A 26,252-nucleotide genomic window follows, 5' to 3' on the forward strand; every position below is an offset into this window, starting at 1 on the left:
AAAGCCGCTAGGCGTCTTGCCCGGCGAACGAGAGCCGGCGCTCCCAGTGCAGGTCCTGTTCCAGCAGGCGGCGGCGCATCACGGCGCGCCGGTGTTCTTCTCGCCATTGGGTCCAGGCCCGGAGCAGGGTGGCGCTCCGCAGCCAGCCGGCGACGGCGTTGGGTGGTATCCATATCCGCTCAATATCGGCGTTTTCGGGCTTTTCTGGAGTGGAAGGATTTCTCGCGAAGCAGCGTTCTGTGCTGCCCGGGTCGCCGTGGCGGCCTGCGCGGCCGGCCAGCTGGCGGTCGAGCCGGCGCGACAGGTTGTTCTGGCATGAAATGACGTGCAGGCCGCCGGCGGCGCGGGCGGCGTCGTCCAGCTCGATGTCGGTGCCGCGCCCGGCCATGCGCGTGGCGACGGTCACCTGGCCGGCCCGCCCGGCGGCAGCGACGATGGCGGCCTCCTGCGCATCGTGCAGCGCATTCAGCACGGCGGCGTTGATGCCGGCTGCGGCCAGCCGGGCGGCGAGGGCCTGCGAGGCCGTGACGCTGTCCGTGCCGATCAGCACCGGCCGCCCGGCAGCGCTCAACTCCGCGGCGCGCGTGGCGACGGCGTTGAACATCGCGCCCACGCTCGCAAAGCCGCGCGCCGGGCCGTCCTTGCGGCGGCTAGGCCGGTGCAGCGGCACGTGGACGACGCTGGCGCCGTAGACCTCGCGCAATTCGGCCCTTGCCTCCTTCAGCGTGCCGCTGATGCCGGCCAGGCGCCAGTAGCGCTGGAAAAAACGCTGGAAGGTGGTCTGTGCGACGGTCTCGGTCTCGGCCGGCGGGTGCAGGCCTTCCTTCAGCGCCACCACGGTGTGCAGCCCGCGCGACCAGACGCGGCCGACGGAGATGCGGCCGGTGATCTCGTCCAGCAGCTCGACGGCGCCGTCCTTCACCACGTAATGCTCGTCGCGCCGGTAGACGTGCAGGGCGGCCAGCGCCGTCAGCACGGCCTCGCGGCGGTAGCGCGGGCGCAGCCAGGGGCCGCCCAGGCCGGCTGCGAGGCTTGCCAGCCGCTCCTCGCCGGCGGTGGTCAGCCGGGCCTGGCGGTCGGCCGGGTGCAGCGAGAAGTCCGCATCCACGGTCAGGCCTCGTGCAAGGGACAGCGCCTGCCAGAGAAAGGCCCGGCGCGCGGCATGCGGCGCGGCGCGCGACAGGATGAGGGGCACCTCGGCCTCGTCGAGCAGGATGCTGTCGGCCTCGTCCAGCAAGGCCATGCACAGGCCGCGCAGCAGCGGTGCTGCGCCGTCCTTGCGGCTGCCCGCCAGGCGGTCGCGCAGGAAGTCGAAGGCGAGGTCCTTGGCGGTGCAGTAGACGATGTCGTGGCCATAGATTGCTCGCCGTGCGTCGTCGCCGCTGACGCCGGCCAGCGCGGCGGCACGCAGGCCGAGTGCGCTGAACAGTGGCGTCAGGCGTGCGGCGTCGCGGGCGGCGAGGTAGTCGTTGGCGGTGATGGCATGCACCGGCATGCCGGCCAGCGCCGCGACGGCGGCGGCAAGGCCGATGGCGAGCGTCTTGCCCTCGCCGGTGGCCATCTCGGCCATGCGGTTGTCCAGCAACGCGGCGGCGGCGAACAACTGGGTGGGCCGCGCCTGCAGGCCGAGCGTGTCAGCCGCGACACGGGCGACGAGGCCGAGTGCGGCGGCCACGGCGCCAGTGGCAAGGCCTTCGCGGCGCAGGCGCATTCGTGTGGCGAGCAGCGCCTCGGCGAGATCGCCAGTCAGCGGCCCGCCAGTCGCTTGCAGTGCCTGGTTCGCCACCCGGCGGCAGGCTGCGGCGGGGCTGCGCCAGGCCAGGCGCCGTGCCGGTGGTGCGCGGTCGTCGGCAGCACGCATGGGGCAGTCGCCCCACACCGGCCCGGGCACGGGCAGCAGATGAGCCAGCGTGATCGCCATGCTCAGAACTGCGGGTTGAAGCGCGTCAGCACCAGGCGCTGCAGCCCGCGCGCCCATTGCAGCGCGAGTGGCGCCAGGCCGGCGTCGAAGCGCACCCAGGCGCGTTCGCCGATGCGGGCCACGCCGCCCACGTCCGCGCGGCTGTCGAGCTGCACGTCCAGCAGCACGACGGGTTGCAGCGGCTTGAGGTCGTCGCCTTCCTTGGGGTCGGTCGGGATGCTGCCGCCATGGCGCGCGCTGAGGGCGGCGCTGGGCAGTTGCAGCGTGGCTGCCAGGCTGTTGCGCAACAGCGTGCCCGGCATGGCGAGGCTGCGGTCGCTGGCCAGCCGCACGCTGACCGCAGCCTGCGCCTGCCGCAGCGTCTGAGCCTCGGCCTCCGGCAGCGCCAGGCGTGCCAAGCCGGGCTCATTGCCGAGGATCTGCCCGAACAGCCGGCCCCGTTTGGCGAACTGCCCGGCCAGGTCCCCCGCATTCGGCAGCGCGACGCGGCCGGCGCTGCCCGCGCGCACGTCCAGCGCGGCGACGCGCTCGGTCAGGCGCGCGAGTTCGGCCTGTGCGGCGTCCAGCTCGGCGCTCGCATTGCCCTTGCCGGCCCCTTCGCCGGGCAAGGCGTTGAACAGCTCGGTTTCAAGCGCGTCGACCCGGGCCTGCTGCCGTTCCAACTGTGCGGAGAGGGCTGGATTAACCAGCTCCAGGATCAGCTCGCCCGCTTCGACCACAGCACCGTCCGCCACATGCATGGCGTGCACGAAGCCGTCTTCGTCTGCGCGCAGCTGTGCCCGGTCTGCCGGCCAGATGACGCCCTGCACGAGAACGCCTTGTGGCACAGGCAACCCGAGCGCCAGCACCAGCAGCGCGATGCCGCCCAGAGCGATGAAGCGCCAGCGTCGCGCCGTGCCGGCGCTTGCCAGCGCAGCCTGGCGCAGTTGTTTCAGCAGCCGCACGGCGGGCCGCAGGAGCAGTTGCCAGCCAAACAGCGCGGCGCCGGCGAGGCCCAGCGCCAGCGACAGCTGACCCAGCCACACCAGCGCCAGCGCCGCCAGGCCCAGCCCGTAGAGCCAAGACAGCGGCGCGTAAACCGCCAGCCAGCGCGTCTCGCCGCGCGCCACGGCCATGGGCTCGATGTCGCGCAGGCCGAGCAGGCGGCGCTGCAGCAGCGCCAGCCACCAGGCGCGGCTGCGCGGCGCGAGGTTGGGCAGGTCGAGCAGGTCGGTGGCGATGAAGTAGCCGTCCAGGCGCTGCAGCGGGTTTGCGTTGAAGAGCAGCGTGGAGACGCCGGCGATCACCAGCGTGACGAAGGCGGCGTCGCGCGCCAGGCCGTCGTCCAGCCACAGCCACAGTGGCAGCGCCGCGGCGGCCAGCAGCATCTCGGCCAGCAGGCCGGCCGCGCCGACCAGCACCCGCTCGCGGCGCCGCACGAAGGCGGAGGCCGCCGAGGCATCGACATAGGGCATGGGCAGGCCGAGCATCAGCGTCACGCCGGCCTCGTGCGACTGCCCGCCCCAGCGCCGCACGGCCAGGCCATGGGCCAGCTCGTGCAGCAGCTTGATAGGCGCGTAGAGCAGCGCGGCGATCAGCGCGTAGCGTGGCGTGGCCAGCCACTGCTCGCCATGCGCCCAGAGCTGCGGCCCGTGCTGCACGGCCAGCGCGAGCAGCCAGGCCAGCGCCAGCGCGCAAATCACCGCGCCGGCGGGCGAGAACGCGGCGCGGGCCAGCGGCAGCAGGCGGTCGAGCAGGCGGCTCGGGTCCAGCAGCGGCAGACGCCAGGCCAGCAGGCTGCCGCCGCGGCCCGGCCCGGCCACTTCTTTCAGATGGGGCAGCAGACGGTCGAAGTCGGCGGTCTGGTCGAGCTGCACGAGGCCGGCTTCGCGCAGTTGCGCCAGCAGGTCGATGACCTCGTCCTGCGTCGGCGGCTCGCCGGCCTGGGCGAGCTGGGCATCCCACAGCGCCTGCACGGTCTGTTGACCGTCGAAGCGACCTGCGAGCGCGTAGGCACCGGCGTTGAGCCGCACGCTGCGGCCACCCGCGGCGGCCGTCAGCAGCAGCCAGCGTTCGCCACGCAGCTGCTGGCGCCGCACGCGCAGGTTGTGCACCAGGCGGGGCCGCAGGCTGCTGACACGGTGCCAGCGCGAGCTGTGCAGGCTGCTCATCGCACGCGGCCTCAGCCCAGCCAGGCCCACCAGGCCACGCGGGTGCGGTCCAGCGCATGGCCGGCCCAGGCCCACAGCGGCGGCATGCGGCCGACGACGAGGCTGGCGCGGCCGAGCAGCCCCGGCCGCACGTCGTCGCGCGGCGCCAGCAGGCGGGCTTCCACCTCGAAGACATTGCGGCCGTCCACCGCCTTGGCCAGCGGCGTGATGCGCTCCACGACGATGTCCTGCCGGTCCCAGGGCAGCGACGACAGCGCCAGTTGCCCCTGCTGGCCAGATTGCACGCGGGCGATGTCGACCTCGTCGACCTGCACGATGACGCGCTGGCGACCGGTGGTGGCGAGCGTCAGCAGCGTGTCGCCCTGGCGCACCGGCATGCCGATGGACTGGCTGAGGTCACCCTGGATGACGAGCGCATCGAAGGGCGCCACCACGCGGCCACGGGCGAGCTGCTCGGTGACCAGCGCCAGTTGGGCCTGCGCCTCGGTGATGCGGGCCAGGCTGGTGGCTGCGGTCGCGCGGTCGGCCTTGGCCATGGCGGCGGCGTAGGCGTTCTCGTGCTGCGCCAACTGGCTGGCGCCGCGCTCCTGTTCAAGCCGCAGGTCGCCTTCCAGCAGGTCCACGAGCGGGGCCTCGGCCTTCACCCGGTCGCCCGGACGCACATGGGCCGCCTTGATGAAGCCATCTGCCGGTGCGACGAGCACGCGTTGCTCGGCCCCCTCGATGCGCGCGCGGCCACTCACCTCGCGCTCCAGCGGTGCGGCGGCCAGGAAGGTCAGCAGCAGCGCACCGCCCAGCCAGAGCCGCCGCGCTGTGGCGCGGTCCGGCTGGCGCAGGCGTTGCCAGCCGAGGCCCACATCGCGGCGCAGGCGCTGCCAGGCCGAGGACTGGCCCTGGCGCATCCACTGCAGCGCGGGCACGGCAAGGGCCATCAGGGCCTCCACCTTGCGCAGTTCCGCCGCAGTGAATGGCGCGCCGTCGCGCTCGATGCACACCGCGCCGAAGACCTCGCCGGCCTGGCCCAGCGGCACCACGGCAATGGCGCCACCGGCCAGGCGCTGCAGCGCCCGCAATTCGATGGTGATGGGCGGCAGGCCTTCCGCAGCCTCTTCATCAGCCATCGGGAAGCGGGTGCTGACGGCCTGGTCGATGGCCTCATCCAGTGCGCCGACGAGTCGCTGGGTGGCGTCGTCCTGCGGCTTGGCGGCGTCGAGCCAGGAGCTGGCGAGCAGCGCCGTGCGCCGGTCCTGCACCATGCCCAGCGAGACGCGGGACGGCTCAAACCGCTGGCTCAGCAGCGCCACGAGCCGATGCGCCGCTGCTTCCAGCGAGCTGGCGCTCAGCACCTGGGCGTAGAAGTCCAGCGCCGCCTGTGAATCAAGGGGCGGCGCTGGCGTTGGCGAAGCGGGCAGGGCGCTTGGCAGCGCCCCGGTTGTCGCGTCGAAAGGGGCGAAGCGCATGAGCGACGGCGGGGGACGGACAGAAATGGCTTTGGAATTGTGTCGGCGGCTGGTCGGCGCAGTCAGGCAAACAGCGGCGAAAACCAGCGTCAGCGGGAACTATTGACGGCGCGGATCACCACGCTGGCAATCTCGCATTGCCGATCACGTCCCCTGTCCATGGCGATGTGGCTTTACAGAGACTCAGGGAAACCCGTTCGGAGCGACATTCGGGGTCTGCCTAGAATTTGTTGCACTGCACAGGAGATTTACGCATGGCGACTGCCCGCAAGAAGCCGGCAACCACTGAAGAGACGTCCGCTGGCGAGGCCAAGCCCGGTCTGCGCATCCTCAAGAAGTACCCCAACCGCCGCCTCTACGACACACAGACCAGCAGTTACATCACGCTGGCCGATGTGAAGCGCATGGTGCTGGAAGGCATCGCCTTCGAGGTGCACGACGCCAAGACGCAGGATGACCTGACCCGCGCCATCCTGCTTCAGATCATTCTGGAAGAGGAAACCGGCGGCGTGCCGATGTTCTCGACGGTCTCGCTGGCCCAGATCATCCGGTTCTACGGCGGCGCCATGCAGGGCGTCATGGGCGGCCTGCTGGAGCGTCAGATGCAGGCCTTCACCGACCTGCAGTCGCGCTTCACCGAGCAGACGCCCGGCGGCATCCCCTTCACGCCTGACGCCTGGACCGGGCTGATGGGCGGCTACGCCGAGCAGTCCAAGACGCTGATGAACCAGTGGCAGGAACAGCTGAAAAATGCCGGCGCGTTGTTCCCGTTCACGGTGCCGCCAGGCAACAAAAAGCCTTGACCGTTCCACATCGCCGAAAATGCGGCGATGAATGAATCTGCAAAAATCGCCGCTTTGGTCGCCGCTTTGGTCGCCGCGCCCAAGATCGGCTTCGTCTCGCTTGGCTGCCCGTAGCGCACCGAATCTATACCGGCCGCAAGGCCATGAAAAAGGCCCGCCGAAGCGGGCTTTTTCGTTCGTGCAGACGTCTGCAGCGTTCGGGGGTGGGAAACAGTGTGAGCCGGAGTGCCTTGGTTTCGTCGGTAGGCGGCCGCGCCAACAAGAAGGCCGGCTAGCCCCGACGACGATTGACGCAGGCCGGCGCGGCTGTCACGCTCGGATATCCGGTGCCGCTGCGCGGCGCCAACCACTGCATTGCGCCCGGGCGCGCAGTTCTCATGGAGCCGACGATGAAAGCTGAAGTGCGCCACCTTGCCCCTCTTGTGTTTGGCTCGCTTTTCGCGCTCGCCCTTGCGCCGGCGACAGCGCAGGCGGTAGTGTTGATAGACCAGCCACTGTCGAATGGCTTCGGTGTGATGTACCCCTACATGCCCGGTCAAACCTTCACTGCGGTGGGGGCCCGGGTCGACACCATCGGCGTCGAGTTGCGCAACATGAATAAGTTTCATACAGGGCGCTACGTCTCTCTGAGCTTGTACGACGGTGAGGGCAGCAGCGGTGAGTTGCTTGCATCGAGCAACGTGGATGTGCTTGCCATTCTTGGTGACAGTGGCGGCGCGATGCTCGTGGACTTCAACCTCGGCGCCGTTAAGGTGCAGGCAGGGCAAACCTATTCTTTTCAGCTCACCGCATCGGACGAACGCTTCGGCGTGTCCTATCGCTCCGTGTTTGGAGAAGACGCCTACGCAGGCGGCCACACGTTCAACGCTTTTGGAGGCCAGCCACTAGCCGACCTGAGATTCAACGTCACTGCAGTTCCGGAGCCCGGCATCGCTGCACTACTGCTGATCGGTGGTGCATGGCTGGCTGGAGTGCGACTGCGCGCGAGGTGGCACCGCCGACACCGGCCTTCCTCCAGCGGGTTGCTCATGGCCGGGAGATGCCCCAAGGGGTCCACATCTAAACCGGCGAATCTCGTGTGAGCAAGTTCCTGATCGCAGGCGTCGAGCCCAAACGGATTGCGGCCGGAACTTACGAAATTGAAGCGCCATCGTGGCAGTGGTTTGTGAACCATTTGCTGGCTGCTGAGGACCACGGGATGCTGCGGTTCAACTCCTACATCTGGCGCGGCCAGCGAAGGGCCGACTGGCGCTTGGAACCAACATTAGACCGTCTGCTGCGGTCCAAGTTGCTGACGGGACTGGCAGCGACAAATGCCACTTCGTTTCTGCTGGACAGCTTTAAGTTCGCTGTGCGTGGCCGTCGCGGGCCCAACCCGCCCAAGCTTGACACGGAAGACGATTGGTGGGCACTTGGTCAGCATCACGGGTTGGCCACTCCGCTTTTGGATTGGACCACCTCACCCTTTGTTGCTGCCTTCTTCGCGTTCAGTGACAGCGGGGGGGAGCAGACACCCCAGCGCGCGATTTATGCGCTGCATGCGCCGACTCTTGAAGGAACCGCGAGATTGAGGGCGCAGGTGATCAACAACGACAGAGCGAACCGGCGCGAATTGATGCGCGAAGGCGGGCCTTTTTATGAAGACTTGTCGGAGCCAGACCCTCCAGAGCAGTTGAGGTTCATCAAACCTCTCATGGACGGAAACGACCGGCTGTTGAGTCAAGGAGGGCTATTCAGCAGGCTGCTGGTAGCAACTTCGCTAGAAGATTGGGTTGCATCGGATGGCACCGACGATGAATCGACGACCTTGATCAGGTATCTGATTCCTGACCAATTTCGTGAAGACGCGCTCTTGTCGTTGAACCGTATGAACATCAATTTTTCTTCGCTGTTCCCTGACCTTACTGGAGCTTCGCGCCATTGCAACACCGCCTTCGAGATCAATGGCTACTAGGCCGACACCGGTTTGAGCCACGGCAGTGAGCGATAACGGCTTTCACGGCGGGCCTCGCCGCCGCAGGCGTTTGCACTTAAAGCTTTGTGAATAAGGAGGAGGCCGATGCTCAAGCGTTTGAAAGACTGCAGAGAATTGCTCGATGACGTTTTTGCGTCCATCGCGATCATTCGGCAGGAGTACGACAAAGCAAAGTTCTCGGAGGAAATGGCCCTGGTGTATCGGCCAATGGTCAAGTCTTGTCTTGAGCACCTACGCAGCGTGCTTGAATACATCGCGACAGACTTGGCTGAAACGTTGCCTGTTGTTCCAAGCAGGCCGTACTTTCCATACGGGCGGGACGCAAAGCTGTATAGCGAAAGCTTGCAAAGAAATTTGCCCGGGCTTGAGCCAAAGTATCGAGTGCTGATCGAGTCGCTTCAGCCGCATCGGTGCGGGGAAGAATGGCTGGTGCAACTCGCCGATGCGGCTAACCGGAACAAGCACAACGAGCTCGACATTCAGGAACGAGAGAACATAGAGCCGTCGCTGAACATCGGCCAGATTTGCTTCGGTTCAACCGCTGTCATTGGCGAAATGTGGATCGACGGCATTTTGGTGAATCCTGACGGAAGACCTGTAACTGTCGAAACTTCCTTGGCGGAACTTAGAGATTCGTTGCCCGATGTCGCGATCAGTCGAGACTTCGAACGGGTTCGATTTGTCCTCAAAGATTCGGGCGTCGACTTGCTCGACTTGTTGATTGCATCTCACTTCCACATTTCGAGGTTCGTCGCCGATCTGGAATCAGCGTCATCAACTGCGGCTTGAATGGCTTGCCGTCCGCCTACGGCGGCGGAATCGTCAATGGCTTGCTCATCACGCGCAGGTGGCCGTGGCCTTGCCAGAAGTTGCGCTGGCAGTTGTGGGCGACGGCCTCGACCTCGCGGGCGACGAGGGGGCTGGCGGTGATGACATGGCCGTCGTCGTCGACGATGGCCAGGCGGGCGGGCTTGCCGTCGACGGTGACGCGCAGGCCTTCGTGTGCGACGGCGCTGATGACGATCCCTTCAAGGGCGCCGGTGGGTTGGGTGCCGATCAGGTGGGGCTCCTCGATGTGGCGGACGTGGGCACGAGCTGGAGCGCGTAGAGGCCGGTAGGCAACGCCTGGCCAAAGGGGGGTGAGCCGCAGGCCGTAGCCGTGGGCGGTGGACTTAGCCAGCTTGGCAACCACGGCGGCCGCGGCTGCTTCGTGCTGGGGCTGAACGGGCGCCTCGCCCGTGGGGCGGTCGGCCCAGGCCGTGACGTCGCCGCGGATCTGCGTGCCGTCGCCGGCGTTGAGCCAGCCGTGCTCGACGATGTAGAAAGCCGGCTAGGTGCCGGCCTGGCCAGCGACACGAACGAGGACGGTGCGCTCGGTGCTCGGCGGGATCGCCGGCGAGAACCAGGCGATGACCTCGACGTGCATGGGCAGCGGCGGCTCGATGGCGTGGCGCGGGGTGGGATGGACGCCGATCAACCCATCACCTCGGCGAGCAGGCCACGGTAGGCGGCAACCCCGCCGACGCCCTTGGCCTTGCCGCCGGGGCGGGCTGGCTTTGAGCCTGCACCGCAGGCTGGGGTTTCGGAAGCGGCTACACCTGGACCGGGCTGATGGGCGGCTACGCCGAGCAGTCCAAGACGCTGATGAACCAGTGGCAGGAACAGCTGAAAAATGCCGGCGCGCTGTTCCCGTTCACGGTGCCGCCAGGCAACAAAAAGCCTTGACCGTTCCACATCGCCGAAAATGCGGCGATGAATGAATCTGCCACCCTGGCCGTTCCGGCCGCCGCGCCCAAGATCGGCTTCGTTTCTCTGGGCTGCCCGAAAGCCCTGACCGACAGCGAACTGATCCTCACGCAACTGCGCGCCGAGGGCTACGACACCTCCAAGACCTTTGCCGGCGCCGACCTGGTGATCGTCAACACCTGCGGCTTCATCGACGACGCCGTCAAGGAGAGCCTGGACACCATCGGCGAGGCCCTGGCCAAGAATGGCAAGGTCATCGTGACCGGCTGCCTCGGTGCCAAGGCCGGCGCCACCAGCTCGGCCGCCGGCGGTCTGGTGCGCGAGATGCACCCCAGCGTGCTGGCCGTTACCGGCCCGCATGCCACGCAGGAAGTCATGGACGCGGTCCACCTGCATGTGCCCAAGCCCCATGACCCCTTCGTCGACCTGGTGCCCAGCTACGGCGTCAAGCTGACGCCCAAGCATTACGCCTACCTGAAGATCAGCGAGGGCTGCAACCACCGCTGTTCGTTCTGCATCATCCCCAGCATGCGCGGCGACCTGGTGTCCCGCCCCATTGGCGACGTGCTGAACGAGGCCCGCGCGCTGTTCGAGAGCGGCGTGAAGGAACTGCTGGTCATCAGCCAGGACACCTCGGCCTACGGCGTGGACGTGAAGTACCGCGTGGGCTTCTGGGACGGCAAGCCGGTCAAGACGCGCATGCTGGACCTCGTCGCCCAGCTTGGTGAGATTGCCAAGCCGTTCGGCGCCTGGGTGCGCCTGCACTACGTCTACCCCTATCCGCATGTGGACGCCGTGCTGCCGATGATGGCCGAGGGCCTGGTGCTGCCCTATCTGGACGTGCCTTTCCAGCATTCCCATCCCGATGTGCTCAAGCGCATGAAGCGCCCGGCCAACGGCGAGAAGAACATGGAGCGCATCCTGCGCTGGCGCGAGGCCTGCCCGGAGCTGGTCATCCGCTCGACCTTCATCGCCGGCTTCCCCGGTGAGACCGAGGCCGAATTCCAGCATCTGCTGGATTTCATGCAGGAAGCGCAGATCGACCGCGCGGGTTGTTTCGCCTACTCGCCCGTGGAGGGCGCGAGCGCCAACGACATCGAAGGCGCGCTGCCCACCGAGGTCCGTGAAGAGCGCCGCGCGCGTTTCATGGCCGTGGCTGAAGCGGTGTCCACCGCCAAGCTGCAGGCCCGTGTGGGCCAGACGCTGCAGGTGCTGGTCGACTCCGCGCCGGGCCTGGGCCGCAAGGGTGGCGTGGGCCGCTCCTACGCCGACGCGCCGGAGATCGACGGCACCGTGAAGATCCTGCCGCCCGAGAAGGCCAGCAAGACGATGAAAGTCGGCGACTTCGTGCGCGCCCGCGTCGTGGCGGCGGATGGGCATGACCTGGTGGCTTCGCTGGTATGACGAGGAAGCCGGCAACCGAGCTGATCCACCACCCCTACCGCGCCCCCGAAGGCTGGGATGCGGTGCCCGTGCCGGTGGCCAAGGCGTCGACGGTGCTGTTCAAGGACACCGCCGACCTGCACAAGCCCCGGCCGCGCGACGGCCTGAGCTACCGCTACGGCCTGCACGGCACGCCCACCAGCTACACGCTGGCGGCGCGAATCGCCACGCTGGAGCACGCCGAGCACTGCCTGCTTGTGCCCAGCGGCCTGGCCGCGGTGACGCTGCCGTCGCTGGCCATGCTCCGCCCCGGCGACGAGGTGCTGGTGCCGGACAACGTCTATGGCCAGAACCGCTACCTGACCGAGTCCTGGCTGCCGCAGTGGGGCGTCACGCACCGCTTCTACGACCCGCTGACGGTGCCGGAGCTGCGCGACACCACGAAGCTCGTCTGGCTGGAAGCGGCGGGCTCAATCACGCTGGAGTTCCCCGACCTGCTCGGCACGCTGGCCGCCTGCCGAGCGCGCGGCATCACCACCGCACTGGACAACACCTGGGGCGCGGGCCTGGCCTTCAATGGCTTCGAGCCGGCGCCGGAGACCCACCCGGGCCTGGGCGCCGACATCGTCATGCAGGCGCTCACCAAATACCCCAGCGGCGGCGCCGACGTGCTGATGGGCTCGGTCTGCACGCGCGACCGGCGGCTGCACGACCGGCTGAATCACACGCACGAGCACCTGGGTTACGGCCTGGGCCAGAACGACGTCGAGCTGGTGCTACGCGGCCTGCCGACGATGCCGCTGCGCTACGCGGCGCAGGACCGCGTGACACGCGAGCTGGCGAGCTGGATGGCCGGCCGGCCGGAGGTCGCGCGCGTCTTCCATCCGGCCCTGCCAGGTTCGCCTGGGCATGAGCATTGGCTGGCCGTGGGGGGGGCGGGTGCGGCCTGCCTGTTCTCGGCCGTCTTCAAGCCGGAGTACAGCGCGCGTCAGGTCGATGCGTTTGTCGACGCCTTGCAGTTCTTTGGTATCGGCTACTCCTGGGCCGGCCCGATGAGCCTGGCCGTGCCCTACGACATGAGCCGCAGCCGCAATCTGCCGCTGCCGTTCGCCGGCGGTACGTTGGTGCGTTTCGCGGTTGGTCTGGAAGACGGCGTCGACCTCAAGGCCGACATCGAGCAGGCGCTGTCAGCTCTTGTTTGACACCTTGTGCCGCATCAGCTGGCCACGCTCTCTTTCCCAATCGCGCTGCTTCTCGGTGTTGCGCTTGTCATGCTCGGCCTTGCCCTTGGCCAGCGCGATGTCGGCCTTCACGCGGCCGCCCTTGTAGTGCAGGTTCAGCGGCACGAGAGTGAAGCCCCGCTGCTCGACCTTGCCCACCAGCCGCTTGATCTCGGCCTTGTGCATCAGCAGCTTCTTGGTGCGGTCCGCCTCGGGGTTGACGTGGGTTGAGGCGCTGCGCAGCGCGTTGATGCGGCAGCCGATCAGGAACAGCTCGCCGTTCTTGATCAGCACATAGCCGTCGGTCAGCTGGACCTGGCCCGCGCGTATGGCCTTGATCTCCCAGCCGGACAGCACCACCCCGGCCTCGAACTGTTCTTCGATGTGGTAGTCGTAGCGGGCGCGGCGGTTCTCGGCGATGGACATGGGTAGGCAGTTGGGGGCTGATCCCCTCAATACAATTTGTGGATTCTATGAAGCAGGTCAAAAAGTCCGTTCTGCTCTGGTACACGCCCCGCGAGATGTACGAGCTGGTCACCGCGGTGGAGCGCTATCCCGAGTTCCTGCCGTGGTGCAACAAGGTGGAGGTGCTGGCGCGCGAAGGCGATGCCGTCACGGCCCGGCTTCACCTGGCCTACGCCGGCGTGCGCTATGCGTTCACGACGCGAAACCGCAACGATGAAGCCGGCCCGAGTGTCCAGATGGGGCTGGTGGACGGCCCGTTCTCGCATCTCGACGGTGTGTGGCAGTTCCTGCCGCTCAACAAGCTTGGGACCGAGGGCGACGCGACGGCCTGCAAGATCATCTTCGAGCTGAGCTATGCCTTCAGCAGCGGCGCGCTTGAGGCGGTGGTCAGCCCCGTCTTCGACCGCATTGCCAACACCTTTGTCGACAGCTTCGTGCAGCGCGCGGAAAGCCTCTACGGTGCGCGTTGAGCTGGTCTGGAGCCCGTCGCCCGGCGACGTGCAGCAGCGCTGGCTGGACGTGGAGGAGGGCGCCACGATCGAGTCTGCGTTGAATGGCTGTGCCGACTTCAACCTGCCGCTGGATCAGTTCCGCGTCGGCATCTGGGGCCGTGTGCGGCCGCCGGAAACACCGTTGCGCGAGCGCGACCGCATCGAGGTCTATCGCCCGCTGACCGTCGACCCGATGGAGGCGCGCCGGCTGCGCTACGCGAAGCGTGGCGAGCGCATCGTCTCGCGTCACCGGCCCAAGGCGGGCAGCGGCTGAACAGGCCTTACTTGCACTCGCTGACGACCAGCCCGCGAGCGCGTTCGGCCTCGGCCTTGCGCTGTACATCGTCCATGAACACGCGCTCGCCCGCCTCGTTGGTGCGGGTGATGCGGATGCCGCTCTGCAGGTCGCGCAACTGCGCCTGGGCGCGGCTGCAGTTCTCGCGCCGTTGTTCGGCGACGCGGCGCTCTTCTTCCTTCTGCTTGGCGTTCTCGCGGTCCTGGTCCTGCTTCTGGCGCGAGGCCGCGTCCTGCTCCGCCTTGGTCGGCGCGCTGGCGGCCAGGCGCGGGGCGGAAGCCGGGGCGCTCGCGGGAACACCGGCCGGCAAGACCGTGATGCTGCGTGCAGCGGCCGTGGCGGGGCGCTGAAGAATGTCCTTGTCCGGCGTGCCGGCCGGGGGCGGCCGGTCGCTGTACTGCACATTGCCCTTGGCGTCCTTCCACTTCCATTGCGCCTGTGCGGACAGGGCAAAAACCAGGCCGAGGAGGGCGACGAAAAGAGGCTTGTGACGCATGGCCGCAAGTTTAGCGGCCCATTGCCTCGGGGTTGACAGGCCCGTCGTGAGGCCCTCCGTATAATGCCGCTTTGCGACTGGAGCTTTCCTCATGCGCCTTCTCGGCAAAGCGCTCACCTTCGACGATGTTCTGTTGGTGCCAGCGTTCTCCCAGGTGTTGCCCCGCGACACCAGCCTTGCGACCCGCCTGTCGCGCAACATCCCCCTGAACCTGCCGCTGGTGTCCGCCGCGATGGACACCGTGACCGAAGCGCGTCTGGCGATCGCCATTGCGCAGGAAGGTGGCATCGGCATCGTTCACAAGAACCTGAGCGCCGAAGCGCAGGCGCGCGAAGTGGCCCGGGTCAAGCGTTACGAGAGCGGCGTCGTCCGCGAACCGCTGACCATCGACCCCGACACCACCGTGCGTGAAGCGGTGGAACTGACCCGTCAACATGGGTTCTCGGGCTTCCCCGTGGTCGAAGGCAGACGGGTCGTCGGCATCGTCACGGGGCGCGATCTGCGCTTCGAGACCCGCATGGACGCCCGCGTCAGCGAGATCATGACGCCGGCCGAAAAGCTCATCACCGTCAAGGACGGCGCGTCCACCGGCGAGGCCCAGGCGCTGATGCACAAGCACAAGCTGGAGCGCGTCGTCGTCGTCAACGATGCCTTCGAGCTGCGCGGTCTGATGACCACCAAGGACATCACCAAGCAGACCAGCTTTCCCAACGCCGCGCGGGACAGCCACGGCAAGCTGCGCGTCGGTGCGGCAGTCGGCTTCGGCGACGACACCGAGCAGCGCGTCGAACTGCTGGTGCGTGCCGGTGTCGATGCCCTCATCGTCGACACTGCCCATGGCCACAGCGCCGGCGTGCTGGAGCGCGTGCGCTGGGTCAAGCGCCAGTATCCGAACGTCGATGTCATCGGCGGCAACATTGCCACGGGCGCCGCAGCGCTGGCGCTGGTGGAAGCTGGCGCGGACGGCGTCAAGGTCGGCATCGGCCCCGGCTCCATCTGCACGACCCGCATCGTCGCGGGCGTCGGCGTGCCGCAGATCACCGCCATCGACAACGTCGTCACGGCCCTCAAGGGCACCGGCGTGCCGGTGATTGCCGACGGCGGCGTGCGCTACTCGGGTGACCTGGCCAAGGCCATCGCGGCAGGTGCTGACTGCGTCATGATGGGCGGCGCCTTCGCCGGCACTGAAGAAGCGCCGGGCGAGGTCATCCTCTACCAGGGCCGCACCTTCAAGAGCTACCGGGGCATGGGCTCCATGGGCGCGATGGCCAAGGGCAGCGCGGACCGCTACTTCCAGGACACGTCGGCCAACAACCCCAACACGTCCAAGCTGGTGCCGGAAGGCATCGAAGGCCAGGTGCCGTACAAGGGTTCCGTCGTGCAGGTCATCTTCCAGATGGCCGGCGGCCTGAAGGCGTCGATGCACTACTGCGGCTGCGGGTCAATTGAGGACATGCAGAACCGCGCGGAGTTCGTCGAGATCACGACGGCCGGCATGCGCGAGAGCCATGTCCACGACGTGCAGATCACGAAGGAAGCGCCGAACTACCGCAGCGAGTGAGCTGCTGATCGGAACAAACGGGGCGACCTCAGATCGCCCCGTTTCTCTTTTAAGAACCACGATGAGCCCCTCTCCGACGCGCACCCCGGCCATGGGCTTCATCATGGCCGCCGTGCTGATCGACATGATCTCGATCGGCCTGATGGTGCCCGTGCTGCCTCACATCGTCGGCACCTTCACGCACAGCAACGACGAGCAGACCTCGGCCTACCTGCTGGTGACCATGGCCTTCGGCGTGGCCAACTTCGTCGGCTCGCCCGTCCTCGGCGCGCTGTCGGATCGCTTCGGCCGCCGGCCCGTGCTGCTGATCGGCTTTGCCGGCCTGGGCCTGAGCTTCTTCGTCACTGCGATGGCCACGGCGCTGTGGATGCTGGTCGCGGTGCGCCTGTTCTCCGGCGCCATGCAGGCCAACATCGCCATCGCCAACGCCTACGTTGCCGACATCACACCACCTGAGGACCGTGCACGTCGCTTCGGCCAGCTCGGCGCAATGTTCGGCATCGGCTTCATCCTCGGGCCGGTGGTGGGGGGCTGGCTGGGCCATTACGACGTGCACTGGCCGTTCTACGCTGCGGGTTGCATGGCAGTGCTGAACTGGTGCTACGGCTTCTTCGTGCTGCCCGAATCGCTGCCACGGGACCGGCGCACGCCCATCAACTGGCGCAAGGCCAACCCGGTCAGCGCGCTGCGCGGCCTGGCCGCATTGAAGGGCGTCGGCTCGCTGGTGTTCGTCATCGCGCTAGCGTCCCTGGCCCAGTTCATGTTGCACATGACCTGGGTGCTTTACACCAAGTTCAAGTTTGGCTGGGGGCCGCTGGAGGTCAGCTGGTCGCTGTTCACGGTGGGCATCGTCTCGGTGATCAGCCAGGGCGTGCTGCTCAAGCCACTGCTGGCGCGCTTCGGCCCGCAGCGTGTGGCCCTCATCGGCATGGGCTCGGCAGCGCTGGCCTACCTGGGCTTCGGCCTGGCGACCGACCCCTGGATGATGTATGCCGTCATCGCCTTCAACCTGCTCGGTGGCGTCGCGACGGCGGCGGTGCAGAGCATCATCTCCAACGCTGCGGGTGCCGACCGGCAAGGCCAGGCCATGGGAGCCGTGTCGTCGTTGAACAGCCTCACGGCCGTGCTCGCACCCCTTATCGGCCTGACCCTGCTGGGCTGGGTCTCGCACCTGCCGGCCACCGACCCGCGCATGGGCCTGCCCTTCTTCACCTGTGCCGCACTGCAACTGATCGGCCTGATCGTTGCCTACCGCTTCTTTCATCGCCAGCGCCTGGCTTTGCAAACCGCCTAGGGCCAACAGGCCCCAACACCATGCAACACGACAAAGTCCTCATCCTCGATTTCGGCTCGCAAGTCACCCAGCTCATCGCCCGCCGTGTGCGCGAGGCGGCAGTGTTTTGCGAGATCCACCCGAACGACGTGTCTGACGACTTCATCAAGTCGTTCGCGCCCAAGGCCATCATCCTTTCGGGCAGCCACGCCTCCACCTACGAAGACCACGAGCTGCGCGCGCCGCAGGCCGTGTGGGACCTGGGCGTGCCGGTGCTGGGCATCTGCTACGGCATGCAGACCATGGCCGTGCAGTTGGGCGGCACGGTCGAATGGAGCGACCACCGCGAGTTCGGCTATGCCGAGGTGCGCGCGCATGGCCACACCAAGCTGCTCAGCGGCATCCAGGATTTCGAGACCCCCGAGAAGCACGGCATGCTCAAGGCCTGGATGAGCCATGGTGACAAGGTCACCGCGCTGCCACCGGGCTTCAAGCTGATGGCCTCCACGCCCAGCTGCCCCATCGCCGGCATGGCCGACGAGGAGCGCCGCCTCTATGCCTTCCAGTTCCACCCCGAGGTCACGCACACGATGCAGGGCGCGGCCATCCTGACCCGCTTCGTGCGGGAGATCGCCGGCTGCAAGGGCGACTGGGTCATGGGCAACTACATCGATGAGGCGGTCGCAAAGATCCGCGAGCAGGTCGGTGACGAGGAAGTCATCCTCGGCCTGTCCGGGGGCGTGGACTCATCCGTGGCTGCCGCGCTCATCCACCGCGCGATCGGCGACCAGCTGACGTGCGTCTTTGTCGACCACGGCCTGCTGCGCCTGAACGAGGGCGACATGGTGATGGACATGTTCGTCGGCCGTCTGCATGCCAAGGTGATCCGCGTCGACGCCAGCGACGTCTTCCTCGGCAAGCTGGCCGGCGTGACCGACCCGGAGCGCAAGCGCAAGATCATCGGTGCCGAGTTCGTCGAGGTCTTCCAGGTCGAGGCGAGCAAGCTGAAGAACGCCAAGTGGCTGGCGCAGGGCACCATCTACCCCGACGTCGTCGAGAGCGGTGGCACCAAGACCAAGAAGGCCACGACGATCAAGAGCCACCACAACGTCGGCGGCCTGCCCGAGACGCTGGGTCTCAAGCTGCTGGAGCCGCTGCGCGAGCTGTTCAAGGACGAGGTCCGCGCACTCGGTGTCGCGCTGGGCCTGCCGGCCGACATGGTCTACCGCCATCCTTTTCCAGGCCCGGGCCTGGGCGTGCGCATCCTCGGCGAGGTGAAGAAGGAATTCGCCGACTTGCTGCGCCGCGCCGACGCGATCTTCATCGAGGAGCTGCGCAACACCATCGACACGGCCACGGGCAAGAGCTGGTACGCGCTGACGTCGCAGGCGTTCGCCGTGTTCCTGCCAGTGAAGAGCGTCGGCGTCATGGGCGACGGCCGCACCTACGACTATGTCGTCGCCCTGCGCGCCGTGCAGACCAGCGACTTCATGACGGCCGACTGGGCCGAGCTGCCCTACGCGCTGCTGAAGAAAACCAGCGGCCGCATCATCAACGAGGTGCGCGGCATCAACCGCGTGACCTACGACGTGAGCAGCAAGCCGCCTGCGACCATCGAGTGGGAGTGAGGGCGCGCGCTGCCACCTTGGGGTAGCGGCGCCCGTGCCGGGTGACTAATCTTGTTCCGCCGCCGTGTCAGGCGTTGGAGGCATAAATGGGCACGCGCAGACGGCATGTTCCCGCCGATGTTCCTGTGTATTGCGATCTGCCTTTCTGGCCGAAGGGCATCGGGGACGATGACCCCATCTATTGCAGCTACTGTGGCGCCTGGATGGATGACTACGATGACCCCGGCCTTTGGGACGTGGCATTCGCCGAATTCGCGACGGCGCACGAAGAAGGCATACGGCATCCTTACTTCGTTGGCCCGGACATCGGGCATCCGCATGTGGTGCTCCGAGGCGACATCGTGGCCCGCAAGGTCTGCTTGCACATCTGCCCCGCCTGCGGCTGGTGGCTTGCCGAAGATCGCGCCGTGTTGTCCGCAATGCAGTGGCAGCACTGGGCCGTGACGCTGGCCTCCGCGCCGGCACTGGAAGAGTTGGCGCTGGACGACATCGACACGCCGCTCCAGGAGGTGCGGCGCTACCTCGTCAGAAAATTCGACGCGCGCGCGGCCATGCACCCTCGGCTGTTCGAGCTCACCGTCGCCAGCGTGTTTCGTGATCTCGGATATCGCGCGCGTGCGACGGCCTATGCCAGGGATGGTGGCATCGACATCGTGCTGGAAGACGGGACCGGGGCGCGTATTGGCGTTCAGGTCAAACGACACAAGAACGCCGTCGAGGTCGAGCAGATCCGGGCCTTTCTTGGTGCGCTGATGTTGGGCGGCTATGCGAGCGGCGTCTATGTGTCGGCTTCACGCTTCAGCCGTGGCGCCGAGGAAGCCGCGTCGTCGAGCACGCAGGCGATCGTGCCGATCCATCTCGTGGATGCGGGGCGGTTCTTTGACATGCTTGGCTATGCACAACTCAAGCGAATACCGCGACCGGCGGATTGCGGCATCACCCGGGCCAGGCCATTGAAGTTCCAGGCGTATAGCCACTGCAACCTCAACAGCTTGTAGCGCCGCGCCGGCGCAAGGTATTTCAACGCCAGGCACCCAGGATGCCGCCCATCGCCGTGAAGGCCACGATCTGGTAGCCGCTGTTGATGAGCCACAGCTTCAGCGAGCGCTGCTCGAACAGGTAGATGACGCCCAGCGCCATCGCCACCCAGCCGATGCCGGTGGCCGCACCGGCGAACAGGCCGAAGCTGAAGCTGGCCTTGGCGCCAAGGAAGGCCGCGAGGTTGAAGGCCATGACGAGTGAGGCCAGCGCCGACAGGCCGAAGATGCGGCCCAGTGGCGGCTGCTGGACCTGCGCCTCGGTCAAGCCAGCCTCGCGTGCCCAGGCCTTGGCGAACAGGATGGGCGAGTACCAGAGCCCGCCGATGGCGAAGTAGACGAGGGCGGCGGCGGCGATGGCCAGATAGTTAAAGTGAATGTCTTCCATGCAGGGCTCCGTGGTTGATGGCGGCGATGCTGGCCGCTTGCCCTCACGGCCGCCAGGGGCCGCCCGCCCAGACAGGACATCCGCTTGCCGAACCCCGACCTGGACACGCTGAACCCGGTGCAGCTGGACGACCGGCTGGTCATGACGGTCGGCAGCCTGGGCTTTGGGTTGTCCATTCCGTGGCTCACCGGGCTGTTCGGTCCGCTGGGCCCGGGCGACGGCGTGTTCTGGGTCGGCTTCATCGGCTTCATCGTGCTGGCCGCCGCCATCTGGGGCGGCAACCGCTGGCTGCTGTTCAAGCAGCGCGAGCACTTCGACTGGTTCCAGCGCCCGCTGCGCAAGCTGCTGATGCTGGTGGTGGCCAACGTGCTCTACACGGCGCCCATCACCGTGCTCGGCCTGCTGGCCTGGTACTTTTTCGCCGGGCTGCCGGTGGACCGCAGCACGCTGCAGATCGTCACGCTGACCAATGTCATCTGCGTGCTGTTCGTGACGCATGGCTATGAGACGCTGTTCCTGATCCGCGAGCGCGAGTCCGACCTGATCCGCGTCGAGCGCTCGGAGCGGCTGCGCGCCCAGGCCGAGCTGGGCGCGCTGAAGGCCCAGGTCGATCCGCACTTCCTGTTCAACAGCCTGAACACGCTGGGCCACCTGATCCAGTCCGAGCCGGTGCGCGGCCGCGAGTTCTGCGACGCGCTGGCCGAGGTCTACCGCTATGTGCTGGACAGCCGCCAGCGCGATCTCGTGCCGCTGGCCGAGGAGCTGGCCTTTCTTCGCCGCTATCACCGCCTGCTGGAGTTGCGCTTCGGTGCGGCCATACCGCTGGCGCTGGATGTGAAGGCTGACGGCTGGCGCATCGTGCCCATGGCGCTGCAGACGCTGCTGGAGAACGCCGTCAAGCACAACCAGGCGAGCGCGTCCGAGCCACTTCCCGTGACCCTTGTGTTGGGCGATGCCAGCGTGACGGTCGGCAATGACATCCGCCCGCGCCGCACCGCGCTGCCCTCGGCCGGTGTGGGCCTGGCCAATCTCGACGAGCGCTGCCGCTTGCTGACCGGCCGCGCGCTGGTTGTCAGCGAGGTCGATGGCCGCTTTGAAGTCACCGTGCCTCTACAGTCTTCCGCATGAGAGTGTTCATTGCCGAGGACGAGCCGCCGGCCCGCGAGCGCCTGATCGAGGCGCTGGCCCGCGTCGCGCCGCAGGTCGTCGTTGTCGGCCATGCCGACAGCGTCCGCGCCACCGCCCACTGGCTGGCCACGCAGCCGCCACCGGACCTGCTGCTGCTGGACATCCAGCTCGGCGATGGCTTGTCGCTGGAGCTGTTCGACGGTCGCGAACTGGCGGTGCCCGTCATCTTCACGACCGCCTTCGACCAGTTCGCCATCGCCGCCTTCCGCGCGCTGGCGGTGGACTATCTGCTCAAGCCCGTCGACGAGGCCGCGCTGGCCCAGGCCATTGCCAAGGCCGAGCGGCTGCGGCGCGGCTTTGGCAGCGACGTGATGGCCGTGCTGGCCGAGCTGCAGCGCCCGCGCTGGCGGCAACGCCTGCTGGGCCGCAAGGCCGCGGCGTTCCAGGCTTTCGACGTGGGCGAGCTGGCCTATGTCGTGTCGCTGGACAAGCTCAGCCACGCGGTGCTGCACGACGGCAGCCGGCTGCTGCTGGAGACGCCGCTGGCCGAACTGGAGACCCAGCTCGACCCGGCGCAGTTCTTCCGCGCCAATCGGCAGACCCTGCTGGCCGCGCACGCTGTCGTCGGCTTCGCGGCGGCGGGCAAGGGGCGCTTGAAGCTGCAATTGCGGCCGGCGCTGGCCGGCGAGCTGTTCGTCAGCCAGGAGCGGGCGGCGGAGTTCAAGGCCTGGCTGGAGCGTTAAGCTCATTTGACCTTCGGAGTTTCTTCATGCGCGCTGCCCTCAGCCTCCTCGCCCTCGTCATCGTCGCGGCCATCGTGCTGTCGCTGGTCAAGAAGCAGGCGACGGCGCTCAAGCCGCCGGCTGCGGGCGCATCGGCCGCGGCCGCGCCCCTGCCTCGGCCGCAGGCCGTGGGAGCGCAGGTGCAAGACAGCCTCAACGACGCGGCCAGGCGCGCTGCGGACGAGGCCTCGGCCGCCACGAACTAAGCCCATGACCGGCCACAAGCTCTTCTTCGCGCTGCGGCCCGACGAAGAGACCGCCGAGCGCATTGCGCGCGTCGTGACCGCCGAGCACCAGGCGCGCGGCCTGGCGCCCCGGTTGCGGCCCAACCGCATCTTCCACATCACGCTGCACTACTTCGGCTATTCCGACGGGGAGCCCGATGCGGGCATCGTCGCCAGTGCCTGGCGTGCGGCGTCCGAAGTCGTCCGTCCGGCCTTTGACCTCAGCTTCGACAGCTTCACGAGCTGGGGCGAGGCGGGCGCTGCCAGGCATCCCTTCGTGCTGACCGGCGGCCGGGGCCTGGAGGCGGTGCGCGAGCTGCGCGATGCCCTTGTCGAACGCCTCGTGGCCCATGGCCTGGCCGCGCCGGAGCGGGACTACGAACCGCACCTGACGCTGCGCTACGACAAGCGGCCGGCGCCCGCCTGGCCCATCGACTTGCACGGCTGGATCGCCAGCGAGTTCGTGCTGGTCAAGAGCCCGCAGGGCCTGACGCGGCACGATGTCATCGGCCACTGGCCCCTTCAGGCCTGAGTCCTACAACCTGTGCAGCCGCCCGCCGACCCGCGCTGGCGAGGCCAATGGCCAGCATGGGGCGTCCTTGCAAGGAGACATTGCCATGATCATCAAATCCCTCATTGCCCTGCTGGCCACCTCGGCGCTGGCCACAAAGCTGGTCCAGCACCTGAGCCGCAACAACCAGCTGCGGCGCGTACGCGACGATCACCAGCGCCACCATCATGACGTGACGCGCTGGGAAGGCGAGGGCGGCAACCTGCCCATCAAGCCGCAGCGCTGAGCACCGAGCGCCACCAAGGGCGCAAGGAAAAGCCGCCTCGCAAGGCGGCTTTCGTCATGGGCGACGGCCTCAAGGCCTGGTGAACCAGTCGTCCGTCACGCGGCGCTCCCAGCTGGCGATCTGCATCTCGGCTTCGTACTTGGCCAAGCCGTAGCGTTCCTGGATCTTGCCGGCCAGCTGGTCGCGACGGCCGGCCACGACGTCGATGTCGTCATCGCTCAGCTTGCCCCAGTGCTCGCGCACCTTGCCGGCCACTTGCTTCCACTGGCCCTCGATGCGATCCCAATTCATGTTGGACTCCTCTTGCTGATGCGGCTGGCGCCACGATGGGTCCACTGTGCCGGGGCAAGCGGCGCGCCGAGGTCGGCCCAGATGGATCGCCGTTGTAGGACAGAACCGGTCAGCCCTGTCCGACGGCTTGCGCCAGCGCGCGCACGCCCGGCGCCGGGCGCTCTGCGCGTTGGCGCTTGTGCAGATGCGTCAGGAACGCAGCTGCACACCGGCAGCAATCAGCGCGGCGTGTATGGCGCGTGCGAAGGCCAGTGCGTGCGGCCCGTCGCCGTGCAGGCAGATGGTTTCAGCGCGCAAGGGCACGGTCTCGCCGGTCACGGCGACGACGACGCCCTCGCGCACCATGCGCAGCGTGCGCGCCACGGCGTCGTCGGTGTCGTCAACAAAGGCGCCGGGTTGGCTGCGCGGCACCAGGCTGCCGTCGGCGCGGTAGCCGCGGTCGGCAAACACTTCGGCCACGGCGCGCAGGCCGGCGCGCTCGGCGGCGCGCAGCAGCTCGCTGCCGGCCAGGCCGTAGAGGGCGAGGCCGGGGTCCACGTCCAGCACCGCGCCGGCGATGGCATCGGCCAGCACCGGGTCGCGCGCGGCCTGGTTGTAGAGGGCGCCGTGCGGCTTGACGTGATGCAGCCGGCCGCCCTGGGCCTTGACGAGGGCGTCGAGCGCGCCGAGCTGGTAGATCAGGTCGGCCTGCACGTCGGCGGGCTTGAGCTGCATCTCGCTGCGGCCGAAGTTCTCGCGGTCGGGGTAGCTCGGGTGGGCGCCAATGGCCACGCCGCGCGCCAGCGCCGCCGCGACGGTGGCCTGCATCAGCCGCGCGTCGCCGGCATGCCAGCCGCAGGCGATGTTGGCGGAGCTGACGAGGGCCAGCAGTTCGGCGTCGTCGGGCGCGCCTTCGCCGAGGTCGGCATTCAGGTCGACATTGAACCTAGATCCGGCAGTTGACCGCTCGCTATTCATCGAAAGTTTCATGGCATCAACATGTTGGCGATGTCGCGATGTTCACCACTTTGGTGTCAAGCGCTGCACGCCCGCTTGCCTGGCGCTCCGGGCCGCTGGCTGCGTTGCTTCTTCTTGTGGGCAAGAGCCCACTGCGTCGGCGCGCCTTGCCAGCGACCCGCCTCGCCAGGCCCTCGGGCGCGCCCACCGCCGGATCTAGGTTCACAGCGCAATCCTCATCTGGTCCAGCAGCAATCGTTGTTCGCGCAGCGCCGCCACGGCGGCGGCGGGCGTGCACGGCAGGAAGCGCAGCCGAGCACCCAGGCGCAGCTGGCCGAGCTTCCACAGGTCGGCGCGGATGACGACGCCGATCTTGGGGTAGCCGCCCGTCGTCTGTGCATCGGCCAGCAACACGATGGGCTGGCCCGACGACGGCACCTGGATGACGCCGGGCAGCACGCCGTGCGAGGCCAGCTCCTCGCCGCGTTCGCGCTCAAGCTGCGGGCCGGCGAGGCGATAGCCCATGCGGTTGCTCTGCGGCGTGATGGTCCAGTCGGCGGCCCAGAAGGCCTCGCGCGCTGCCGCCGTGAAGTCCTCGTGCTCGGGACCAGGCAGCACGCGCACTGCGGGGCTCCACTCGGGAGGGCGCATGCCCACGCTGCGTGCGGGCAGGGTAGGCGAAGCGTTCAGCGTCAAGCGGTCGCCATCGCGCAGCGCTCGGCCGTCCAGCCCGCCAAAGCCGCCCTTGAGATCGGTGCTGAGCGAGCCCAGCGCGGCCGGCAAGTCCAGCCCGCCGGCCATGGCGACATAGCTGCGCATGCGCTCGCGCGGCGCGGTGAGCTTGAGCGTCTGGCCGGCGCGCACGTGCTGGCGCCACCAGGCGCGCAACGGGCGGCCGTCGAGGCTGGCGTCGGCATCGGTGCCGGTGACGGCGATGCAGGCGTCCGCATGAAACCGCAGCGTGGCCGCGCTTAGCGTGAACTCCAGGCCGGCCGCGCCGGGCGGGTTGCCGACGAGCAGGTTGCCGGCGTGCAGCGCGAAATGGTCCAGCGCGCCGCACAGGCTCAGGCCCCGGTCGCGCCAGCCGGGGCGGCCGAGGTCCTGCACGGTGGCGAGCGGGCCGGCGCGCAGGATCTCGATCATTCGCTTGCGGCCACGAAGCGCACGCGGTCGCCCGGCGCCAGCAGCGTCGGCGGCTCGGCCTGGGGGTCGAAGAGGGCCAGCGACGTGCGGCCGATGAGCTGCCAGCCGCCCGGCGTGGCCAGCGGGTAGATGCCGGTCTGCGCGCCGCCGATGCCGACGCTGCCGGGCGGCACGGCCACGCGCGGTTCGGCGCGGCGGGGCGTGTGCAGCGATTCATGCAGCCCGCCGAGGTAGGCAAAGCCGGGCTGGAAGCCGATGAAATAGACGACGTAGTCGCCCTCGGTGTGGCGGTGCACGACCTCGTCGACGCTGAGCCCGCAGTGCAACGCGACGTCGCCAAGGTCGGGGCCGTCGTAGATCACAGGGATGTCGACCAGCCGGCCAAGCTGCTGGCGGCGCGGCGGCTTGGCCCACAGGGTCATCACGGCCGCCCGCAATTCTGCGGGGTCCGTATGCAGAGGGTCGAACAACAGGGTCAGGTTGTTCATGCCGGGGATCAGTTCCTGTACGCCGTCCATGTCGGCCAGGCCCGCCGCCAGCTGCCAGATGCGTTGCTGCTGCTCCAGCGACAGCGGCGCCGGCAGCGTGCAGCACAGCGCCGTTTCGCCGAGGGGATGGACCGACAAGTCACTCATGCCGCCAGCATGCCATGGGCGTCA

General features: G+C 67.9%; 28 protein-coding genes and 2 pseudogenes. 17 read left to right on the forward strand and 13 right to left on the reverse strand.

What is annotated here, in order from left to right:
• Window positions 1-238: 238 nt before the first annotated feature.
• The 4 genes and pseudogenes from AC0IZJ_RS14200 to AC0IZJ_RS14215 form a co-directional block, all read right to left on the reverse strand.
• Window positions 239-670, reverse strand: a pseudogene (locus AC0IZJ_RS14200) (preprotein translocase subunit SecA); the annotation flags it as partial.
• 39 nt (window positions 671-709) lie between these two features.
• Window positions 710-1,978 (reverse strand): annotated as a pseudogene (locus tag AC0IZJ_RS14205) (preprotein translocase subunit SecA); the annotation flags it as partial.
• Window positions 1,924-4,071: a PqqD family peptide modification chaperone gene (locus AC0IZJ_RS14210; RefSeq protein ID WP_471850784.1), complete on the reverse strand. Its 2,148-nt coding sequence runs from the start codon at window positions 4,069-4,071 to the stop codon at window positions 1,924-1,926. The gene AC0IZJ_RS14210 and the pseudogene AC0IZJ_RS14205, both read right to left, overlap by 55 nt.
• Before the next feature lie 11 nt (window positions 4,072-4,082).
• Window positions 4,083-5,531: a GAF domain-containing protein gene (locus AC0IZJ_RS14215; RefSeq protein ID WP_471850786.1), complete on the reverse strand. Its 1,449-nt coding sequence runs from the start codon at window positions 5,529-5,531 to the stop codon at window positions 4,083-4,085.
• 254 nt (window positions 5,532-5,785) lie between these two features.
• On the opposite strand from AC0IZJ_RS14215, the gene phaR reads away from it, so the two are divergent.
• The 4 genes from phaR to AC0IZJ_RS14235 all read left to right on the forward strand — a co-directional run bounded on the left by phaR (window position 5,786) and on the right by AC0IZJ_RS14235 (window position 9,098).
• Window positions 5,786-6,334, forward strand: a complete 549-nt coding sequence (gene phaR / locus AC0IZJ_RS14220; RefSeq protein WP_471850788.1) for a polyhydroxyalkanoate synthesis repressor PhaR — start codon at window positions 5,786-5,788, stop codon at window positions 6,332-6,334.
• Between the two features lie 389 nt (window positions 6,335-6,723).
• Window positions 6,724-7,416 carry a PEP-CTERM sorting domain-containing protein gene (locus AC0IZJ_RS14225; protein WP_471850790.1) on the forward strand — a complete coding sequence of 231 codons (693 nt, stop codon included), beginning with the start codon at window positions 6,724-6,726 and terminating at the stop codon, window positions 7,414-7,416.
• Complete coding sequence (locus AC0IZJ_RS14230) at window positions 7,413-8,288, forward strand: FRG domain-containing protein (RefSeq protein ID WP_471850792.1); 876 nt, start codon at window positions 7,413-7,415, stop codon at window positions 8,286-8,288. Before AC0IZJ_RS14225 ends, AC0IZJ_RS14230 begins: the two co-directional genes overlap by 4 nt.
• A 105-nt stretch (window positions 8,289-8,393) precedes the next feature.
• Entirely contained in the window at window positions 8,394-9,098 is a 705-nt protein-coding gene (locus tag AC0IZJ_RS14235; RefSeq protein ID WP_471850794.1) for a hypothetical protein, read from the forward strand.
• Window positions 9,099-9,114: 16 nt separating this feature from the next.
• On the opposite strand, the gene AC0IZJ_RS14240 is transcribed toward AC0IZJ_RS14235, so the two are convergent.
• Together AC0IZJ_RS14240 and AC0IZJ_RS14245 are read right to left on the reverse strand one after the other, a co-directional pair.
• Complete coding sequence (locus AC0IZJ_RS14240; RefSeq protein WP_471850796.1) at window positions 9,115-9,501, reverse strand: hypothetical protein; 387 nt, start codon at window positions 9,499-9,501, stop codon at window positions 9,115-9,117.
• A 138-nt stretch (window positions 9,502-9,639) separates the two neighbouring features.
• The gene (locus tag AC0IZJ_RS14245; RefSeq protein ID WP_471850798.1) at window positions 9,640-9,786 is read right to left on the reverse strand and encodes a hypothetical protein; all 147 of its coding nucleotides are present in this window, start codon (window positions 9,784-9,786) and stop codon (window positions 9,640-9,642) included.
• A 275-nt stretch (window positions 9,787-10,061) separates the two neighbouring features.
• Here AC0IZJ_RS14245 and rimO point away from each other — a divergent pair, with 275 nt between their 5' ends.
• Window positions 10,062-11,459, forward strand: a complete 1,398-nt coding sequence (gene rimO / locus AC0IZJ_RS14250; RefSeq protein ID WP_471850800.1) for a 30S ribosomal protein S12 methylthiotransferase RimO — start codon at window positions 10,062-10,064, stop codon at window positions 11,457-11,459.
• Entirely contained in the window at window positions 11,456-12,640 is a 1,185-nt protein-coding gene (locus AC0IZJ_RS14255; protein WP_471850802.1) for a PLP-dependent transferase, read from the forward strand. The genes rimO and AC0IZJ_RS14255 overlap by 4 nt, the downstream gene beginning before the upstream one ends.
• Here AC0IZJ_RS14255 and smpB read toward each other — a convergent pair.
• Window positions 12,626-13,084 (reverse strand): SsrA-binding protein SmpB, encoded by a 459-nt coding sequence (gene smpB, locus AC0IZJ_RS14260; protein WP_471850804.1) that lies wholly within the window; start codon window positions 13,082-13,084, stop codon window positions 12,626-12,628. The genes AC0IZJ_RS14255 and smpB overlap by 15 nt on opposite strands.
• Window positions 13,085-13,131: 47 nt before the next feature.
• Here smpB and AC0IZJ_RS14265 point away from each other — a divergent pair, with 47 nt between their 5' ends.
• Entirely contained in the window at window positions 13,132-13,593 is a 462-nt protein-coding gene (locus AC0IZJ_RS14265; protein ID WP_471850806.1) for a type II toxin-antitoxin system RatA family toxin, read from the forward strand.
• Window positions 13,583-13,888 carry an RnfH family protein gene (locus AC0IZJ_RS14270; protein ID WP_471850808.1) on the forward strand — a complete coding sequence of 102 codons (306 nt, stop codon included), beginning with the start codon at window positions 13,583-13,585 and terminating at the stop codon, window positions 13,886-13,888. The genes AC0IZJ_RS14265 and AC0IZJ_RS14270 overlap by 11 nt, the downstream gene beginning before the upstream one ends.
• Window positions 13,889-13,895: 7 nt before the next feature.
• On the opposite strand, the gene AC0IZJ_RS14275 is transcribed toward AC0IZJ_RS14270, so the two are convergent.
• The gene (locus AC0IZJ_RS14275) at window positions 13,896-14,405 is read right to left on the reverse strand and encodes a DUF4124 domain-containing protein (protein ID WP_471850810.1); all 510 of its coding nucleotides are present in this window, start codon (window positions 14,403-14,405) and stop codon (window positions 13,896-13,898) included.
• Window positions 14,406-14,496: 91 nt separating this feature from the next.
• On the opposite strand from AC0IZJ_RS14275, the gene guaB reads away from it, so the two are divergent.
• The 4 genes from guaB to AC0IZJ_RS14295 all read left to right on the forward strand — a co-directional run bounded on the left by guaB (window position 14,497) and on the right by AC0IZJ_RS14295 (window position 19,865).
• Window positions 14,497-15,966 carry an IMP dehydrogenase gene (gene guaB, locus AC0IZJ_RS14280; protein ID WP_471850812.1) on the forward strand — a complete coding sequence of 490 codons (1,470 nt, stop codon included), beginning with the start codon at window positions 14,497-14,499 and terminating at the stop codon, window positions 15,964-15,966.
• Window positions 15,967-16,027: 61 nt separating this feature from the next.
• Window positions 16,028-17,260 (forward strand): TCR/Tet family MFS transporter, encoded by a 1,233-nt coding sequence (locus AC0IZJ_RS14285; RefSeq protein WP_471850814.1) that lies wholly within the window; start codon window positions 16,028-16,030, stop codon window positions 17,258-17,260.
• Between the two features lie 20 nt (window positions 17,261-17,280).
• Window positions 17,281-18,867, forward strand: a complete 1,587-nt coding sequence (guaA, locus tag AC0IZJ_RS14290) for a glutamine-hydrolyzing GMP synthase (protein ID WP_471850816.1) — start codon at window positions 17,281-17,283, stop codon at window positions 18,865-18,867.
• Window positions 18,868-18,953: 86 nt separating this feature from the next.
• Entirely contained in the window at window positions 18,954-19,865 is a 912-nt protein-coding gene (locus AC0IZJ_RS14295; RefSeq protein WP_471850818.1) for a restriction endonuclease, read from the forward strand.
• Window positions 19,866-19,887: 22 nt separating this feature from the next.
• Here the strand turns inward: AC0IZJ_RS14295 and AC0IZJ_RS14300 are convergent, their stop codons facing one another.
• On the reverse strand, window positions 19,888-20,292 hold the full coding sequence (locus tag AC0IZJ_RS14300) for a DUF1761 domain-containing protein (RefSeq protein ID WP_471850820.1): 405 nt from the start codon (window positions 20,290-20,292) through the stop codon (window positions 19,888-19,890).
• 84 nt (window positions 20,293-20,376) lie between these two features.
• Here AC0IZJ_RS14300 and AC0IZJ_RS14305 point away from each other — a divergent pair, with 84 nt between their 5' ends.
• The 5 genes from AC0IZJ_RS14305 (at window position 20,377) to AC0IZJ_RS14325 (ending at window position 23,223) form a co-directional block, all read left to right on the forward strand.
• Complete coding sequence (locus AC0IZJ_RS14305) at window positions 20,377-21,420, forward strand: sensor histidine kinase (RefSeq protein ID WP_471850822.1); 1,044 nt, start codon at window positions 20,377-20,379, stop codon at window positions 21,418-21,420.
• Complete coding sequence (locus tag AC0IZJ_RS14310; protein ID WP_471850824.1) at window positions 21,417-22,163, forward strand: LytR/AlgR family response regulator transcription factor; 747 nt, start codon at window positions 21,417-21,419, stop codon at window positions 22,161-22,163. The genes AC0IZJ_RS14305 and AC0IZJ_RS14310 overlap by 4 nt, the downstream gene beginning before the upstream one ends.
• A 26-nt stretch (window positions 22,164-22,189) precedes the next feature.
• Window positions 22,190-22,408, forward strand: coding sequence for a hypothetical protein (locus AC0IZJ_RS14315; protein ID WP_471850826.1), 219 nt, complete (start codon window positions 22,190-22,192; stop codon window positions 22,406-22,408).
• A gap of 4 nt (window positions 22,409-22,412) precedes the next feature.
• Complete coding sequence (locus tag AC0IZJ_RS14320; RefSeq protein ID WP_471850828.1) at window positions 22,413-22,958, forward strand: 2'-5' RNA ligase family protein; 546 nt, start codon at window positions 22,413-22,415, stop codon at window positions 22,956-22,958.
• A gap of 85 nt (window positions 22,959-23,043) precedes the next feature.
• Entirely contained in the window at window positions 23,044-23,223 is a 180-nt protein-coding gene (locus tag AC0IZJ_RS14325; RefSeq protein WP_471850830.1) for a hypothetical protein, read from the forward strand.
• A gap of 69 nt (window positions 23,224-23,292) precedes the next feature.
• Here the strand turns inward: AC0IZJ_RS14325 and AC0IZJ_RS14330 are convergent, their stop codons facing one another.
• From AC0IZJ_RS14330 to pxpB, 4 genes are all read right to left on the reverse strand, one after another.
• The gene (locus AC0IZJ_RS14330) at window positions 23,293-23,514 is read right to left on the reverse strand and encodes a CsbD family protein (protein WP_471850832.1); all 222 of its coding nucleotides are present in this window, start codon (window positions 23,512-23,514) and stop codon (window positions 23,293-23,295) included.
• Window positions 23,515-23,703: 189 nt separating this feature from the next.
• Complete coding sequence (pxpA, locus tag AC0IZJ_RS14335) at window positions 23,704-24,483, reverse strand: 5-oxoprolinase subunit PxpA (RefSeq protein ID WP_471850834.1); 780 nt, start codon at window positions 24,481-24,483, stop codon at window positions 23,704-23,706.
• 189 nt (window positions 24,484-24,672) lie between these two features.
• A complete protein-coding gene (locus tag AC0IZJ_RS14340; RefSeq protein WP_471850836.1) occupies window positions 24,673-25,593 on the reverse strand; it encodes a 5-oxoprolinase subunit C family protein in 921 nt (306 codons plus the stop codon).
• The gene (gene pxpB, locus AC0IZJ_RS14345; RefSeq protein ID WP_471850838.1) at window positions 25,590-26,228 is read right to left on the reverse strand and encodes a 5-oxoprolinase subunit PxpB; all 639 of its coding nucleotides are present in this window, start codon (window positions 26,226-26,228) and stop codon (window positions 25,590-25,592) included. Before pxpB ends, AC0IZJ_RS14340 begins: the two co-directional genes overlap by 4 nt.
• Between the last annotated feature and the right edge of the window lie 24 nt (window positions 26,229-26,252).

The sequence above is a fragment of the Roseateles sp. AC306 genome, from assembly GCF_979253795.1.